Genomic DNA, 15,624 nt, shown 5'->3' on the forward strand with positions numbered 1-15,624 from the left:
CTGAAACTCGGAGTTTATTGCCTAAAACTATGAGTGTTGTTTTTATCACCATCGCAACTTGTTACACTGCATCAGAGTTATCTTTGAGGTGATTGACATGAACAGCGAAAACGTGGGGCAGGTTGGGGCAGTGCAGCAGGAGATGGTCAAGCTGCTGGAAACACTGGCGCCGGTCGAAGGTTATAACCTGTCGCGGGTGCCCGATGTGCGCTTTTTACGCTCAAACCGCCCCTTGAAACGCATGCCGGTGCTCTATGACCCGGGCATTGTGATTGTCTGCCAGGGGACAAAACGCGGCTATTTTGGTGACCGGGTGTACGTTTATGACGCACAGCATTTCCTCGCCGTGGCGCTGCCAGTGCCTTTTACTATGGAAACCGACGCCAGCGCAGAACAGCCGCTGTTAGCCATTTATATGCATCTCGATTTTTCTGTCGCCGCTGAACTGATCATGAAGATTGACCAAAACTCTGCGCAAGAGTCACCAAGGCCGCAAAGCATGGTGTCGACACCCATGGGCGAAGCTATGCAGCACTCGGTTTTGCGTTTTCTTCAGGTAATGAGTGAGCCACAGGAGGCCGCCATCCTAGGCCCGGCGCTGGTTCGCGAGATCTACTACCGCGTATTAACCAGCGAGCAGGGGGCTGGGATCCGCACCGCGTTACAGCTGCAAGGCCAGTTTGGCCGTATCTATAACGTGATTCGCCACATTCATAGCGCGTATAGCGAAAACTTAGATATCAATCAGTTAGCCCAAATGGCCAATATGAGTCCGGCGACTTTCCACAGCCACTTCAAACTGATCACTGAGACATCGCCAATGCAATATCTGAAGTCTTTGCGGCTGCACCAAGCCAGACTGTTGATGGTCAGAAAGGAGATCACGGCGCTAACGGCGTCGCTGCAAGTCGGTTATGAAAGTGCTTCGCAGTTTAGCCGTGAATTCAAACGCTTATTTGGCCGCACGCCGGTCGAAGAAGTGAAACGTATGAAAGAGAACTTCGCCGTGCCGCCTGAGCATCAGGCCACCGAGTTTATTTCTTCCCACTGAGATGGCTGACGAGCACATGACAAATGACGCAGATTTAATGCAGCACATCATCGAGCTAGAAACGCGTTTGCATCAACGCAATTCACGCCGCGATGATCAAACACTCGAGCATTTGCTGCATAGTGAGTTTGCAGAGATTGGCCGCTCGGGGCAGCTGTACAGCAGGAAGGATGTTGTCGAGGCGTTATTGGCTGAAACCCATCAATCGAAGATAGCAGCCGAAAACTTTGCGCTGGGCAAAATCAGCGAAGGCGTGGTCATTCTGACTTATCAAAGTTTCGAGTTAACGCCAGACAACGTGATAGTGCGGCGCACATTGCGCAGTTCAATTTGGCAATGGTCAGAGCCTTACGGCTGGCAGATGAGATTTCATCAAGGGACAGTAAGAAAGGAGTGAATGTAAGAAAAATAGGTTTAGATAAAAAAAGACTAATTCTTTTTTTACTACGCCACTTCCAACGTATTCCGCTTAAGCTACCTCAAAGTTTAATATACAAGAATATTCCGACACGGCTTAAATTAATGTGGGTTCTATTTTTAGTATTTATTTCAATTTTTTCTTAGCAAACGAAATTAGCTAAAAGCCTCATATGTGAGATGCGCTTGTCAGCGGTGGGTAAAGATCCTAAACGCACCAGAGCATATAAAACAGGCAAATCATACATAATAATAATACCAGCGAAAAAATCATCACTAAAACGCATTCATAACGCAGGGTTATAATTTAAAAACAGGCTTAGCCCTACTTAATTTGTCATAAAGCAAAACTTCACGTTGACTTAGTTCTGTAATCAGATAAATTCACACTCCTGGTAAATTTCTTTTTACCGCAAATGAACTTATTCAGTGATTCGATTTTCTGCAAAAACACTCTCAAATGTTTAGGAACGCAGAATTGAAATCAATAACATTCACAGAGTGAATGTTAAAAACCTGAGTTATTCATCATCCTATTATTACTAAGATTAATTGTCTGTCATAAAGAAAGGATTTCTTATATGAAAATGCAAATGAAAGCATTGTCCGTGTGTATTACTCTCGCCTTAGGTATTCCCCAAAGTTATGCCGCCGGGGCCACATGTCCTAAAGACATCTCAAAACTCAGCAAAGCTGAAAAAAGTGCGCTGCCAGCAGACTGTCAGAAAACCGGTTTCACCGATCAGCAACTATGGATCACTGGAGGTGCGATTGCCGGTGTTGCAGCAGTAGTAGGTATTGCAATGGCTGCGGGTGGCGGCGGCGGTGGCGGCGGTAATTCGGAGGGTGGTAAACCCGTTCCGCCAAGCGACGGCGGTGATAAACCCGTTCCGCCAAGCGACGGCGGTGATAAACCCGTTCCACCAAGCGACGGCGGTGATAAACCCGTTCCGCCAAGCGACGGCGGTGATAAACCCGTTCCGCCAAGCGACGGCGGTGATACACCCGTTCCGCCAAGCGACGGCGGTGATACACCCGTTCCGCCAAGCGACGGCGGTGATAAACCCGTTCCGCCAAGCGACGGCGGTGATAAACCCGTTCCACCAAGCGATGGTGATACACCCGTTCCGCCAAGCGACGGCGGTGATAAACCCGTTCCGCCAGTCGATCCGGTCGCGCAAACCACGACTTATCCGAACGGCTTATCCGTCACCATGATTAAAGGGGCCAGCACCGCCACGCTGACCTTAAATGGCGTATCGATGGAAGCAACCAAGCAGTCCGACGGCACGTGGTTGATCACCGACCCGGCGACCGGGAAAACGTATGTTGCCCAGACGCTCGATCGGACCACCGGCGAGATAAAAGGCTACAGCATTGTCGATCGTAAATTATGGACGCTGGATGGCACTACGCCAATCGGTATTAAGAAGTGGACATCGAATTACAATCTGCTGAACCCTAAGGGTACATCGCTGGCGCTAACTGATGGACAATTTCTAAATTACAATGCGTCAGCCTCAGAACCTCTGGTTATCGAAAATGCGGGCACGTTGACGGGTTTCAACAGTTTTTACAGGAGCGGCACAGGTGAGAAATGGCATATCTCGCAAACAAAGGTTGGAGAAAACGCTCTATTCTTAAATACGGGCACGATGAAATTCACGAGAAGTCTGGGAGCATCTTCCGACAATGCGGTTTCTCAAATTCTCATTACCAATAAAGGTACACTGTTCAATGCCAAAGGCGCTGAAATTAAATTTGGCGATCTGACCCAGGGTGACCAATATGCAACCCCTATGGGCGGGAGCATAGGCATGCTGGATAACTCGACCATGGTGAATCACGGTCAGATTAATGCAGCCGGGAGGATAATTATTCCTGAATCAGGAAGTCCTTTGAACATATATGAAAGTATCTTTACCTTGGGTGGAAGCGGCACTTCTAACTCTATTTATTGGGAAAATGCCACGGACGGCGTTATCACCGCCAGCCACGGCTACAACGTTATTACAGATGATACGAGGTGGCGTTGGGTAGATGGTTCCACAGGTGGATTTTTGTCAAATGCAGAAACTAAAAGCGGGGTGACAATTAATGCGGTTAATAACGGGCTAATAGATTTTACCGTGCCACTTCAGCCAAATAATTTCTATCATCCATCGGCCGCGATTTCATTGGGTATGGCAAGTAATGGTGCTCCAAAAAATTCAAATATCAGCACATTCATCAATAACGGCACGATGACGGTCAAAGGCAATGATGCTACCGCATTATACGGTGAAGGAAACTCCACCTTAGTCAATAACGGCACCATTAATTTAGGGTCAAAGGAGAATTCCATTGCTGATAATGGGACGGGATTAACCGCCTTTAAAGCCGTGGGGGAAAAGGTTACCGCCTATAATCAGGGCACGGTGAACATTAACGCCAACCAGTCTTACGTCTTTGACCGTAACGGCACCACGACGGCACACCTGGTCAATACCGGCACGGTGAACGTCCGCGATGGCGTAACCGAATGGGGCCTGGTGAGAGGGGAAAATGCCAGCGTTGTGGATACCACATCGGTGTACCGCAGCACGATCAAAAACTACACCGTGGGCACCAAGGCAAACGGCACTGCCGGTACCATGAACGTGTCTCATGCGAACCTAAAAGACGTTTCCGTGGATACCACATTCACCGAAGGAACGGATGCGAAAACCAAAACTTTCGATAACGTCTTCACCGGCAAGGACATTCAGGGCACGCAGAACGTTAAGTCAACCAGTGCAGTATGGAATGCCCGCGCGCAAACCGATACTAACGGTAACGTCGACGTGACCATGACCAAAAGAAGCTATCAGGACGTAGTGAAAGACAGCGCCGGGCTGCAAAACATGGCGAGCAAGCTGGAAAACAACTACACCAATAACGCCTTATACAACAGCCTCAATCTGAAAACGTCTGCTGACGTAGAAAGTGCGATGCGTCAGCTATCCGGCGCGAACGCCACTTCCGCGTTTAAAGAGGCCCGCGTGTTAAGCCAGCGTTTTAATATGCTGGCGGATAACGCGATTGTGATGCCTTCCGGATTCGGTTTCAATCTGGTGGACAAAAACGATAAGCGTGCGGAGCTGGGCAACGACACCCGCTACGATATGATGGCCTTAAGTCAGAGTTTTGACCTGAGCGCCAGCCAGAAAATGCAGATGCAGTACGGTATCGCGCGCCTGGACGGGAACGGCGTGAACGGCAAGCAGAAAGCGGGTGACAACGGGATTATCGGCGGGTACAGCCAGTTCTTCGGGCTGAATCACAGCGTGGATATGGGCCGCGGCCTGACGCTGACCAACGCCCTGCGTTATGATGTGCACCAGTTGGAAAGCAACCGCAGCATCCGTTACTCCGGCGCTAATCAGACGGCGAAATCAGACAATAGCCAGCAATATATGGAATGGCGCAGCGGTTTCAGCAAAGGTTTTGACGTTGCCGAAGGCCTGAGCCTGACGCCAAGTGCGGGCCTCAAACTGCGCCACACGGCGAACAACGGCTACAGCGAGCGCGGGGCAGGTGACTTCAACCTGACCATGGATGACAGTAACGAAACGGCGGTGGACGCGCTGGTTGGTTTGAAACTGAAATTCGCCACCTCTAACGGCTGGTCTGTCAATGCCTTAGCCGAAGGCGGACCGAACGTCAGTTACAAACAGTCCGCGCAGACTGCTTCGTTACAGGGTGCCGGTAACTCGCGCTTTATGGTCGACAACGATCAGAAAGGTGGCGGTATTAACGGCGTGGTTTCCACGGGTGTTAGTTACGGCGGTGAGGCGGGTCGTCTGGCATTCGATGCCTACCAGTGGAAAGAAGACAGCGTGAGCGACAAAGGTATTCTGATGAATTACCAATACAATTTCTAACGGATCACTGCTGATATGTTTTTTCTTTTCTGATGCCACGTCGCGTTATGACATGCCATTAGTTTAAGAAATACTTGAAGGATCCGCTGTTATTGAAAAGGGCTCATAATCTTTTATGAGCTCTTTTTTTATGCGTCGACACGTTCCAATAGGTCAGAGCCTTATGACTGGCAAATTAGATTTCATCAAGGAACAGCAATGAAGGAGTGAATGTAAGCGAGACAGGTGAAATGGCGCAAAACCGCAGATCCGCGAGCAGCACAATGACAGCGCCAAAGCCCCAGATTCTACGTACCCTTATCTAGGTGCGCATAATGTATATTATGTTAAATTGAATATCATAGCGTACCAAGCCTGACTGGCTTACCTCATCCCCTGTTGTTTTCCATGGCTTATTTTATGATTCGGTCCTTTTTATTTAGCATAAAAATTGCGACCTTTCGGCCGCAACTCTTTTTAACTCTTAACCGGCGGCGTTGGCGGAACTGGCAGAATAATTTCTGAAGCGATCTTCCATTCTTTGTTAACTTTCAACCAGTTATGAATCAACAGGAAAGGTTTCGGCTTACCGTCTTGCCCAGCGTAGGACACGGTAATGGTCACCGGCGCGTAGCTTTGGGCCACATCTTTGGTTAATCCCACCACTTTTAACTTACTCAGATCCGGGGTCAAAACTACCGGGCCGGAGTGCGCGATGTCTGACAATTTCTGATCGATAGCCGCATTTCCCCACACTGCCGACCAATTGCCCTCCACTGCCGGATTGGCGCTTTTCGCTACCAACATGGCTGACGACGATTGCCAGAACATATTGTGAATCCCCGTAATATCGTGCTTGTTCGCCAAATCCGCCAAATGAATAAAATCATTCCTGATGGTTTCTCGGGTTTGTGCTGATAAGGGATCCTGATCCGCAGCCACTGCCTTTGGCAAGCTGGCCAATGTCGAAAGCGTCACAACCAGCCCGACGACTACATTTTTCATCGCTTCATATCCTGCTATTAAGTAAAAGACACGCGGTGTAGCCAAAACCCACGACACTTCTCAGTTCATAGAGACATTGGCCTTAATTCATTAATGACCGATCATCTTGAAATAATCAAGGCAACGCTGTGGCAAAATTGTAACTGTCTGCCTACTCTGCCCATGCAGAATTCGCCAGATCGCGTCATTTCACCATGGCATAAAAAGAGGGTTTCATGTCATTTGTTAAAGTGGTTTAAAGATTAATACTGGGTTTCCTTACTGAGACACTATTGGACTTTAAAAATGACAACATCTACTGCTCGCCCTGTTGCTCTGATCACCGGCGCTTCTACTGGCATCGGCGCTATCTATGCAGACCGTTTAGCTCGTCGTGGCTATGACCTAATTCTGGTGGCGCGTAACCAGTCTCGCTTAGAGAAAGTGGCTGATATTATTAAGGAAAGCACGGGCGCTGGCGTTACCGCGGTGGCCGCGGATCTCGGTCAGCCTGAGCAATTACGTCAGGTGGAAGCCCTGTTACGCCGTGAAGATAGCCCGATAAGTTTGCTGGTCAACAACGCGGGGTTTGGCTCAGTGTTCCCACTTTTGAATGCCAATGTCGATGAAATGGAACAGATGATCGACCTGAACGTTACCGCCCTGACCCGCCTGACCTACGCCGCCGTACCGGGATTTGTGGCACTCGGCAACGGCGCCATCATCAATATCTCATCCATCGTGGCGATCAGTACCAATGTGCTGAACGATGTCTATAACGCCAGCAAAGCTTATGTACTGAACTTCACTCAGTCGCTGCATCACCAGTTGGCGGATAAAGGCATTAAAGTCCAAGTGGTTCTTCCAGGCGCGACGGCCACCGAATTTTGGGACGTGGCCGGAACTCACGCCTCCAACTTGCCGCAGGACTGGGTAATGAGTGCCGAAGCGATGGTGGACGCGTCGTTGCGCGGTTTTGATCAGGGCGAAGTTGTCACCATCCCGCCGTTGCAGGACGGTGACAAATGGCTGGCTTATGATGCAGCGCGCGTTGAGCTTTCCGGGTTGTTTGCTAATAAAACCCCAGGCCCGCGCTATTTATAACCGCTTGAAAATGCAGGTATTACTCGACTGCGGGTGCCTGTTCCACATAGGCCTGGCGGGAACGGATCTCCCGCAATAACGCCTGCGGCGGCTGCCCGAGCGTGCGTAAAAAGGCGCGCCGCATGCGTTCTTCATCACCAAATCCCGTTTTTAAAGCAATCTGCGCAATAGAAGAATGCCCAGCTTCAATCATCGATTTTGCGGCTTCAATGCGTAATTTTTCTACCGCTTTGGCTGGTGAATGGCCGGTCTGATGCTGAAATGCGCGGCTGAAATGTCTTGGGCTCCAGTGAACCTGCTCGGCGAGTTGCTCAACGTTTAAGGGTTCACACAAATTCTCTTTGGCGAATTCCAATGCTTTGCGAACGCGATCGGAATCTGGCTCCATTTCGGCCACGGTTGAAAACTGCGACTGGCCGCCAATCCGGCGATGATAAACCACCAGTTTTCGCGCCACGCTTTTGACCAGTTCTGCGCCTAAATCCTGCTTCACCATGGCGAGAGCCAAGTCAATGCAGGCCGTCATACCCGCAGAGGTCCAGATTTGGCCTTCATTAATATAGATTTTGTCCTGATCGACGCGCACTTTGGGGAATCTTTGTTGCAGCGCGGCCGCCTGTCCCCAGTGCGTGGTGGCGATGTGGCCGTCTAAAAGCCCCGCCTCCGCCAAGATAAATGCGCCGCTACAGATGCTGGAAACGCGCCGCGTTTGCAACGCAACATGTTGAATTTGGCTGATTAATAGCGGGCCGACGTGTGGAATATCCGTACTGCCGCCGACCATAACGGTGTCGAACTCGAGCTGCTCAATCGGCTGGCTATCAATTTTGACCCCAGCCGAACTGCTGATCAGGCCACCCTGACTCGAGACAATGTCGAACTGATAATATGGCTCTTCATGGCCGCGCATGGCCATTTCCAGATTGGCAATTTCAAAAACAGAGAGAGCCGCCAGATCCAACATTTGAAATCCGGGGAAAATTACCAGTCCGATACGCAGCGCCATGATGTCCTCTTTTGAGGGAAGTAATATTTAATAGACTTTGCCATGGACGCCGTATTCAGGTCAATCAGCCTTTAACCATGACAGCATCGACTATCAGCCGGAGCCTGATCGCGCTCCTTCAGGCCATAATCTCGCACGACCTCGGCTACGCGCAGCCGGTAATCCGCCAGAATATTCTCCCGTCCTTTGGTCTGCGCCAGCCGGTGCGGCTCGAGGTTTCGCCACTGCTTTACCGCCTCTTCATCGCGCCAAAAAGAGAGAGAAAGCAGCTTGTTGGGATCGGCAAGGCTTTGGAAACGCTCGATGGAAATGAAGCCGTCGATTTCTTCAAGCAAGGGCTTAAGCGCGGCAGCCATCGCCAGATAACTTTCACGCTGGCCATCTACGGGTTGTAGTTCAAAAATGACAGCAATCATGGGCATTCTCCTGATGTGTTTACAGGTTGCGAGTTTACGACTGGCGCGAACGCCATACTTCGCTTAACCTCGAAGTATGGATAACATTGATATTGAAGAACGGCTGGCAGCCCTCGCGGCGGCCATGGCCGACAAAACCCGAACCCGCATGCTGTGCCTGTTAATGGACGGTCGGGCTTACACTGCCACGGAAATGAGCGCGGCGGTGGATGTCGCGGCATCCACAACCAGCGCACATCTGGCAAAACTGATGGAGCAGAACCTGATTAGCTGCGTCAAACAGGGGCGCTATCGCTACTTTCGACTGGCCGGTTTAGAGGTCGCCCAGCTGCTGGAATCGCTGATGGCGATGGTCGGCGTCGAACGCCCGGTGGTGAAAAGCTCGACTCCTGGCGCATTGCAATTTGCCCGCACCTGTTATGACCACATGGCCGGTGACGTGGCGGTGAGGCTGCATGACGGCCTGTTCCGCGCGGGCTGGTTGAGTGGCGATCAGCTCTACCAGCTAAGCGAGGAAGGTCGTGAAAAGCTGACCGCCGTGGGCGTGGATTGCTCCCAGCCCGCTTCACGTCGCCATTTTGCCTGTAGCTGCCTTGACTGGAGCGAGCGCAAAGCTCACCTTGGCGGTGCTTTAGGCGCGGCAATATTGGCTACTTTTGAACGAAAAGAGTGGGTGTTACGCCACCTCGACAGCCGCCAGTTGTCGTTCACCGCTAAGGGGAAAATCGCCTTAGCTCGCCATTTTTCACTTCATCTGGATTAAGTCGATTGCCCGCTCGATCCTGCTGCTTTTTATTACATTTCAGTAACATTCCCTGTGACAGCCTCCTTGCGAAAAGGTAGTCTGAACGTAAATGAGTGTCATCGTCAGTCGCCTTTTCGGAGTGGTTCATGTCGTTCAAATTCAGCCTCCCTGCTGGTTCCGCCTTGCCTTTATTAGTGGCGGGCGCATTCTTCATGGAGAACCTAGATGCTACGGTGATTGTCACCGCGCTGCCGCAAATGGCGCAGGCGTTTGGCGTACACCCGGTCGATATGAATATCGGTGTATCGGCCTATATTCTGACTACGACGGTGTTTATTCCGGCCAGCGGCTGGATTGCCAATCGCTTCGGCACGCGTAAAGTTTTCTCGATGGCCATCGTGCTTTTTGCACTAGCGTCGATCCTCTGCTCGGTCAGTACCAGCCTCGCCACCTTTACCGCAGCCCGCATGTTACAAGGCTTTTCCGGCGCACTGATGGTGCCGGTTGGGCGACTGGTAGTACTGAGAAATACCTCCAAGTCTGATTTGATCCGCGCCATCGCCACTATCACCTGGCCGGGGCTGGTTGCGCCGATTATCGGCCCGCCGCTGGGTGGCTTTATTACCACTTTTGCCTCCTGGCACTGGATTTTCATCATTAACGTGCCGCTCTCTCTGGTGGCGCTTTATTTCAGCCAGAAGCTGGTTCCCGCGCTGCCCGGTGAAAAAGGGGTGCCATTCGACTGGCTGGGATTTGTGCTGACCGGCGCGGCCTGTCTGGGCCTGATGTTTGGTCTGGATCTGTTTAATCAGCAAGGGGTGAGCTGGTTGCCAATCACCTGCGTGGCGGCAAGCATCCTGCTGGGAGTCTTAACGGTGCTGCACTCCATCCGCGCACCTTTCCCACTGCTGCCGATGGTGGCGATGAAGATAAAAAGTTACGCCGTCACTATTTATGGCGGTTCGCTGTTCCGTATCGCCATCGGCGCCCTGCCTTTTCTGCTGCCTTTGATGTTCCAGCTGGGCTATGGCATGAGTGCTTTTGATGCCGGTCTGCTGGTGCTGGCGGTGTTTGCCGGAAATCTGGCGATGAAGCCTTTTACCTCGGCCATTCTGCATCGCTTTAAGTTTCGCTCGGTCATGTTGGTCAACGGGGTGCTTAACAGCCTGACTATTTTTGCCTGCGCGCTGCTGACTCCTGAGGTGCCGACCTCACTGACATTATTGCTACTCTTCGCCAGCGGCATGACGCGTTCAATGCAGTTCACCGCGTTGAATACCCTAACATTTTCTCAGGTGCCGAGGGAGCAAATGGGCGGCGCGAACACCCTGGCAAACACTGTGCAGCAGCTTTCCACCGGGTTGGGCATTACCATTGGCGCCCTTTCACTGCGCGTGGCGGAGCATTTCCAGACCGACGCCGGAAGTTCGGTGCACCTCGAGCAGTTCCACGTGGCCTTCATTATTATCGGGCTGTTTTCGCTGGTCGGCACCTTGAATAACCTGTCCCTTAGCCCGACCGCCGGGGATGAAATCCGCCGTAAAAAAGCCCCGTCGGCCCCTGCTGCCTCGGGCGGAAAATAATGGGTTAAGCACACTGCCGATTTGCCTTCATTTATGCTAATACTGTGTGCAGCTTCACATTTTAATGCGTGATAACTATTGAGGATTCTTGGGATGATTATTTTTGTAACAGGCGCAACCGCTGGTTTTGGCGCTGAAATTGCCCGTAAATTTGTTAAAGCAGGTCATCAGGTTATCGCCTCTGGACGCCGAAAAGAGCGTCTGGCCGATTTGAAATCTGAGCTGGGCGATGCGCTGTACGTGGTGCAGCTAGATGTGACCAATCGCGCATCGGTTGGCGAAGCGATCGCCGCGCTGCCTGCCGAATGGCGCAATATCGACGTGCTGGTCAACAACGCGGGCTTGGCCCTGGGTCTGGAAAAAGCGGACAAAGCCGATCTGGATGACTGGGAAAACATGATTGATACCAACGCCAAAGGCTTGGTGTACATGACCCGTGCCGTTCTGCCGGGCATGGTTGAGCGCAACGTGGGCCACATCATTAACATCGGCTCAACGGCCGGTAACTGGCCATATGCCGGCGGCAACGTTTATGGCGCGACCAAGGCTTTCGTTCGCCAGTTCAGCTACAACCTGCGTTCCGACCTGCACGGCACTCACGTTCGCGTGACCAATATTGAGCCGGGCCTGTGCGGCGGCACTGAGTTCTCCAACGTACGCTTCAAAGGCGATGACGAAAAGGTCAGCAAAACCTATGACAACACCAACCCACTGACCGCGGCCGACGTGGCTGAGTCTGTGTTCTGGGTGTCAACGCTGCCAGCTCACGTCAACATCAATAGCATTGAAATGATGCCAGTCAGCCAGTCTTTGGCGGGCTTGCAGGTGCATCGCGAAGAGTAATTTTTGCGAACTGGAAAGCAAAAAAGCGCCGCTGGGCGCTTTTTTTATGGCTGAATCATGAGATAAGGCTTAACTCGCTTTCCAGCCAGAGACGATGATCAGCATTCCAGCCAGAGCCACGCAGGCTCCCAGCCAGTCGGTATGACTTAATTTCACGCCATCGACAAAACGTAACCACAAAAGCGCGGTCATAATATAGACTCCGCCGTAGGCCGCATAAACACGGCCACTGGCTGCCGGATGCAGGGTAAGCAACCAGGCAAACGCCGCGAGGCTCAGCGCCGCGGGAAACAGCAGCCAAACGCTTCCTCCCTTTCTCAACCACAGATAAGGCAAGAAGCAGCCGATGATTTCAGCCAGCGCGGTGACAAAAAACAGTATGGTAGTTTTGAGCATGGCGGAAGTTTACAGTCCATAATTCAATCAGGAATAAACCACTCGTCCGTCAAAGAGTGACGTTCGTGGTCGCAATGGTATAATTTATTTATTCGCCTGAGCGATGTGTAAACCTATAAGGAAGAGCTAATGAATACAATGTTTATGACCCAAATGACCCGCCGGTTGTTACCGGTTGCCCTGTTGGTCATGGCGGCAAGTTGGCAGGTTTCTGCACAGGCCGCAAATACCAACTGTTCCGGCGGTACCTGCGTGTTCAGCGGTACCGGTAATGACGCGGTGAATAACGAAGCCGCGCGCCAGAGCAAAGAGCAGTGGAATGACACCGAGCAGCTGCGCCATTCAATCAACCAGCGGGCGACCAAGAGCTTCAATAAGTTCGACAAAGCCGTGGATGCGCGCGATGCCTGCGAAGCCAGCCAAAACCTGAATGCCTACTGGGAACCTAACACTGAGCGCTGTCTTGACCGCCGCACCGGCCGCGCCCTGTTAGCACCGTAACGCAGAGTTAACAGCCAACGAGCGTAAAGGCCCCCCTTTGCGCTCAGGCTGCTAAACTTAAGTAGAAGACCTTCTTTTACTTAATAATCATAAAAGGATTAGATGATGAAAAAAACCATGTTAGCCGGACTGGCCATTCTCGCCCTCGCACCCTTAGCAGCTCAAGCATCATGCGACAGCGTGAAAGCCGATATCACCCAAAAAATCGTTGCTAACGGCTTGCCTGAAGCCAATTTCAAGTTAGATATCGTGCCAAATGATCAAGCCGATCAGGCTGGCGGTCAGGTAGTGGGTCACTGCGAAAACGACACGCAGAAAATCGTCTACACCAAGACTTCCGATCGCATCGATGACAGTGCCAAGACTGGGACGAGTCAGGATGCACCAGCACAGTAATTTGCGCTTTTAAAAGCTGGTCAAGTTCAAGGTCGTGGGCTCGCCGCCCACGACCTTGAACTTGAAGTTGAATTTGAATTTGAATTTGAATTTAAAGATTTAACAAGCAGGTCAGGGATGCAGCCCTCAGATCTGATAATCAATAACCACTTCTTCCTCTTGTGGCTGTGCGAAAGCCTTCTCTTTAATCTCATTAACTGACAGCCGTGGGTTGCACAGCTCGATAAATCGCCAAACATAGTTACGTTGTAACTGCGCCCTTTTCAACCCTAGCCAGACGGTGTTGGCTTCGAACAGGTGTTCGGCGTTGATGAGCGTCAGGCCGCTGTCGCGCTCTGCTTCAAAGGCTTTGTCGGCGACGATACCCACGCCCAGACCTAACTCGACATAAGTTTTAATCACGTCGGAGTCCTGCGCGCTCAGCACGATGTCCGGGCTGAGGCCCGCGCGGTTAAAGGCTTCGTCAATGCGCGAACGGCCTGTGATGCCCTGACGATAAGTGATTAACGGTTGCTCGCTCAGGTGTTGCAAGGTTAACGGTTGCTGGTTAATTAGCGGATGATCGTTAGGCACTACCACCGAGTGATGCCAACGGTAATAAGGGAAAGCGGCGACGGCCGGATCGTTGATCAGCCTTTCGCTGGCGATACCAATGTCCGCCTGGCCGCCTAACAGCATGGCCAGCACTTCCTGCGGCGAACCCTGTTGCAGCTCGAGGCGCACGCCCGGATAAATAGCGCGGAACGCCTTGATCACCTTCGGCAAGCTATAGCGCGCCTGAGTGTGGGTGGTGGCGATAGTCAGAACCCCGGCGTCTTCCTTAGAAAACACATCGGCCAGACGGCGAATATTTTGCGCCTCATTCAGAATTCGCTCGGCGACGGCCAGCAGCTCTTTACCCGGCTCGGTCAATCCCAGCAGACGCTTGCCGCGACGGATGAATATCTCCACGCCCAGCTCATCTTCCAGCTCACGGATATGGCGGCTCACGCCCGACTGAGAAGTAAACAGGATGTTGGAAACTTCCGTCAGGTTGTAGTTGCATCTCGCCGACTCGCGAATGATTTTTAGCTGTTGGAAATTCACCGTTTTCTGCCTCTTGAAGTTCGTAAATGTGCGTAAATCTTTTGTGCGTAGCACTATTGTTACGGCCTGTTGCTGCGCAGGACAAATACGAAAAAACGGTTACTTATGCTTTTTCCGACTAAAGAAAAGAAAAACGCCGGAAACCGGCGTTAAGAGATGGCGACTGATCTCAGTCAGGCACGGACGGGAGTCAGCACCGGCGCGCCGCCAAAATGGGCCAGCAGGTTGTCGATCACCAACGTCATCATGTTGTTCATCGCCTCGGGAGAGCGCCCGCCGATGTGCGGAGTGATCACCAGATTGGTCAGCGGGATGATCTCCTCCGGGACTTTTGGCTCGCCGTCAATGACGTCCAGCGCTGCGCCAGCGATGTCACCCTGCGTCAGGCTGGCAACCAAGGCTTGGGTGTCGACCACGCTGCCGCGGGAGATGTTGATTAAGAAGCCCTTCTCGCCCAAGGCGCGCAATACTGACGCATCTACCAGTTTGGCGGTGCCCTGACCGCCCGGCGTCGCGACGACTAAATAATCGGCCCACTCTGCCAAGGCGTGCAGGCTGTCAAAATAGCGCCACAGGCTGTCAGTGAGTGGATTGCGATTATGGTAGCCGACCGCCATGTCGAAGCCACCGGCGCAGCGGCGTGCAATTTGTTCGCCGATATTGCCTAGCCCGAGAATGCCGAGTTTTTTGCCAAACATGCCGCCGACGTCAGTACCGGCGCGGGTCCAGTCGCTGCGGCGCACCTTGGCGTCCATCTGCGGGATTTGGCGCGTGATCGCCAGCATCAGCGCCAGCGTATGGTCTGCCATCGACGAGCTATTAGTGCCGGGACCGTGAGTCACCACAATGCCGCGCTGCTTGGCGGCGGCCACGTCAACTAACTCATAGCCCACGCCCTGCGCACAGATAATGGCCAGATTCGGCAGCTTATCCATCTCTTCGCCCGTCAGCCCGATAGTGCCAATGGTCAATACGGCGCGGATGCTCTCGGCCACGGCAGGGTCGAGATTCACCCGGCTTTCCGGAGTTATGGCGTAATGCAGCTGGAAGCCTGCGGCTGTAAAACGTTCTGGATAACCGGCTTCGAGGGGGACATGACTTAGCAGCGGGACATTCATGATAGCTCCTGATTAAACAACGAATATTGGCTTAAAGAGGTTTTGATTATGGTTTTGACTATCGGCGAATGGCACAGCCTTGTACAGCCAATAAGCG

Annotated in this window: 15 protein-coding genes; 9 read left to right on the top strand and 6 right to left on the bottom strand. The window is 52.1% G+C overall.

The features are described from left to right. Nucleotides 1–97 precede the first annotated feature (97 nt). From ACT3RT_RS13510 to ACT3RT_RS13520, 3 genes are all read left to right on the top strand, one after another. A complete protein-coding gene (locus ACT3RT_RS13510; RefSeq protein WP_496203128.1) occupies nt 98–1,051 on the top strand; it encodes an AraC family transcriptional regulator in 954 nt (317 codons plus the stop codon). Nucleotides 1,052–1,088: 37 nt separating this feature from the next. Continuing rightward, entirely contained in the window at nt 1,089–1,448 is a 360-nt protein-coding gene (locus ACT3RT_RS13515; RefSeq protein ID WP_496203129.1) for a nuclear transport factor 2 family protein, read from the top strand. A 601-nt stretch (nt 1,449–2,049) separates the two neighbouring features. Next, the gene (locus ACT3RT_RS13520) at nt 2,050–5,370 is read left to right on the top strand and encodes an autotransporter domain-containing protein (protein WP_496203130.1); all 3,321 of its coding nucleotides are present in this window, start codon (nt 2,050–2,052) and stop codon (nt 5,368–5,370) included. Between the two features lie 456 nt (nt 5,371–5,826). On the opposite strand, the gene ACT3RT_RS13525 is transcribed toward ACT3RT_RS13520, so the two are convergent. After that, nucleotides 5,827–6,354: a hypothetical protein gene (locus ACT3RT_RS13525; RefSeq protein ID WP_485900519.1), complete on the bottom strand. Its 528-nt coding sequence runs from the start codon at nt 6,352–6,354 to the stop codon at nt 5,827–5,829. Nucleotides 6,355–6,639: 285 nt separating this feature from the next. On the opposite strand from ACT3RT_RS13525, the gene ACT3RT_RS13530 reads away from it, so the two are divergent. Then, nucleotides 6,640–7,437, top strand: a complete 798-nt coding sequence (locus tag ACT3RT_RS13530) for an SDR family NAD(P)-dependent oxidoreductase (RefSeq protein WP_496203131.1) — start codon at nt 6,640–6,642, stop codon at nt 7,435–7,437. A gap of 19 nt (nt 7,438–7,456) precedes the next feature. Here ACT3RT_RS13530 and ACT3RT_RS13535 read toward each other — a convergent pair whose 3' ends face one another. Beyond that, nucleotides 7,457–8,443 carry a GlxA family transcriptional regulator gene (locus tag ACT3RT_RS13535; protein ID WP_496203132.1) on the bottom strand — a complete coding sequence of 329 codons (987 nt, stop codon included), beginning with the start codon at nt 8,441–8,443 and terminating at the stop codon, nt 7,457–7,459. Nucleotides 8,444–8,514: 71 nt separating this feature from the next. Further along, the gene (locus tag ACT3RT_RS13540; protein ID WP_485900525.1) at nt 8,515–8,859 is read right to left on the bottom strand and encodes an antibiotic biosynthesis monooxygenase family protein; all 345 of its coding nucleotides are present in this window, start codon (nt 8,857–8,859) and stop codon (nt 8,515–8,517) included. A 76-nt stretch (nt 8,860–8,935) separates the two neighbouring features. Between ACT3RT_RS13540 and ACT3RT_RS13545 the strand changes: the two genes are divergently transcribed. The 3 genes from ACT3RT_RS13545 (at nt 8,936) to ydfG (ending at nt 12,030) form a co-directional block, all read left to right on the top strand. Next, nucleotides 8,936–9,622, top strand: coding sequence for an ArsR/SmtB family transcription factor (locus ACT3RT_RS13545; protein ID WP_496203133.1), 687 nt, complete (start codon nt 8,936–8,938; stop codon nt 9,620–9,622). Between the two features lie 128 nt (nt 9,623–9,750). Beyond that, nucleotides 9,751–11,187: an MFS transporter gene (locus ACT3RT_RS13550; RefSeq protein ID WP_496203134.1), complete on the top strand. Its 1,437-nt coding sequence runs from the start codon at nt 9,751–9,753 to the stop codon at nt 11,185–11,187. A 93-nt stretch (nt 11,188–11,280) separates the two neighbouring features. Then, complete coding sequence (gene ydfG, locus ACT3RT_RS13555) at nt 11,281–12,030, top strand: bifunctional NADP-dependent 3-hydroxy acid dehydrogenase/3-hydroxypropionate dehydrogenase YdfG (RefSeq protein WP_034790494.1); 750 nt, start codon at nt 11,281–11,283, stop codon at nt 12,028–12,030. A 69-nt stretch (nt 12,031–12,099) separates the two neighbouring features. Here the strand turns inward: ydfG and ACT3RT_RS13560 are convergent, their stop codons facing one another. Beyond that, nucleotides 12,100–12,426, bottom strand: coding sequence for a YnfA family protein (locus ACT3RT_RS13560; protein ID WP_396130684.1), 327 nt, complete (start codon nt 12,424–12,426; stop codon nt 12,100–12,102). A 129-nt stretch (nt 12,427–12,555) separates the two neighbouring features. Here ACT3RT_RS13560 and ACT3RT_RS13565 point away from each other — a divergent pair, with 129 nt between their 5' ends. Beyond that, the gene (locus tag ACT3RT_RS13565) at nt 12,556–12,927 is read left to right on the top strand and encodes a DUF1283 family protein (RefSeq protein WP_496203135.1); all 372 of its coding nucleotides are present in this window, start codon (nt 12,556–12,558) and stop codon (nt 12,925–12,927) included. Nucleotides 12,928–13,032: 105 nt separating this feature from the next. Further along, nucleotides 13,033–13,323, top strand: coding sequence for a DUF1161 domain-containing protein (locus ACT3RT_RS13570; RefSeq protein ID WP_034790501.1), 291 nt, complete (start codon nt 13,033–13,035; stop codon nt 13,321–13,323). A gap of 126 nt (nt 13,324–13,449) precedes the next feature. Here ACT3RT_RS13570 and cbl read toward each other — a convergent pair whose 3' ends face one another. Together cbl and ACT3RT_RS13580 are read right to left on the bottom strand one after the other, a co-directional pair. Continuing rightward, a complete protein-coding gene (gene cbl / locus ACT3RT_RS13575) occupies nt 13,450–14,409 on the bottom strand; it encodes an HTH-type transcriptional regulator Cbl (RefSeq protein ID WP_396130682.1) in 960 nt (319 codons plus the stop codon). Between the two features lie 173 nt (nt 14,410–14,582). After that, nucleotides 14,583–15,527, bottom strand: a complete 945-nt coding sequence (locus ACT3RT_RS13580) for a 2-hydroxyacid dehydrogenase (protein ID WP_496203136.1) — start codon at nt 15,525–15,527, stop codon at nt 14,583–14,585. Between the last annotated feature and the right edge of the window lie 97 nt (nt 15,528–15,624).

This window comes from Ewingella sp. AOP9-I1-14 (genome assembly GCF_052375995.1).
In the GTDB taxonomy this organism is placed as follows: Bacteria; Pseudomonadota; Gammaproteobacteria; order Enterobacterales; family Enterobacteriaceae; genus Ewingella; species Ewingella allii.

What these genes read in the sequence shown, in the direction of transcription:
- ACT3RT_RS13510 (WP_496203128.1), top strand. Translation starts at nt 98, where the DNA reads ATGAACAGCGAAAACGTGGGGCAGGTTGGGGCAGTGCAGCAGGAGATG.
- ACT3RT_RS13515 (WP_496203129.1), top strand. Translation starts at nt 1,089, where the DNA reads ATGCAGCACATCATCGAGCTAGAAACGCGTTTGCATCAACGCAATTCA.
- ACT3RT_RS13520 (WP_496203130.1), top strand. Translation starts at nt 2,050, where the DNA reads ATGAAAATGCAAATGAAAGCATTGTCCGTGTGTATTACTCTCGCCTTA.
- ACT3RT_RS13525 (WP_485900519.1), bottom strand. Translation starts at nt 6,354, where the DNA reads ATGAAAAATGTAGTCGTCGGGCTGGTTGTGACGCTTTCGACATTGGCC.
- ACT3RT_RS13530 (WP_496203131.1), top strand. Translation starts at nt 6,640, where the DNA reads ATGACAACATCTACTGCTCGCCCTGTTGCTCTGATCACCGGCGCTTCT.
- ACT3RT_RS13535 (WP_496203132.1), bottom strand. Translation starts at nt 8,443, where the DNA reads ATGGCGCTGCGTATCGGACTGGTAATTTTCCCCGGATTTCAAATGTTG.
- ACT3RT_RS13540 (WP_485900525.1), bottom strand. Translation starts at nt 8,859, where the DNA reads ATGATTGCTGTCATTTTTGAACTACAACCCGTAGATGGCCAGCGTGAA.
- ACT3RT_RS13545 (WP_496203133.1), top strand. Translation starts at nt 8,936, where the DNA reads ATGGATAACATTGATATTGAAGAACGGCTGGCAGCCCTCGCGGCGGCC.
- ACT3RT_RS13550 (WP_496203134.1), top strand. Translation starts at nt 9,751, where the DNA reads ATGTCGTTCAAATTCAGCCTCCCTGCTGGTTCCGCCTTGCCTTTATTA.
- ydfG (WP_034790494.1), top strand. Translation starts at nt 11,281, where the DNA reads ATGATTATTTTTGTAACAGGCGCAACCGCTGGTTTTGGCGCTGAAATT.
- ACT3RT_RS13560 (WP_396130684.1), bottom strand. Translation starts at nt 12,426, where the DNA reads ATGCTCAAAACTACCATACTGTTTTTTGTCACCGCGCTGGCTGAAATC.
- ACT3RT_RS13565 (WP_496203135.1), top strand. Translation starts at nt 12,556, where the DNA reads ATGAATACAATGTTTATGACCCAAATGACCCGCCGGTTGTTACCGGTT.
- ACT3RT_RS13570 (WP_034790501.1), top strand. Translation starts at nt 13,033, where the DNA reads ATGAAAAAAACCATGTTAGCCGGACTGGCCATTCTCGCCCTCGCACCC.
- ACT3RT_RS13580 (WP_496203136.1), bottom strand. Translation starts at nt 15,527, where the DNA reads ATGAATGTCCCGCTGCTAAGTCATGTCCCCCTCGAAGCCGGTTATCCA.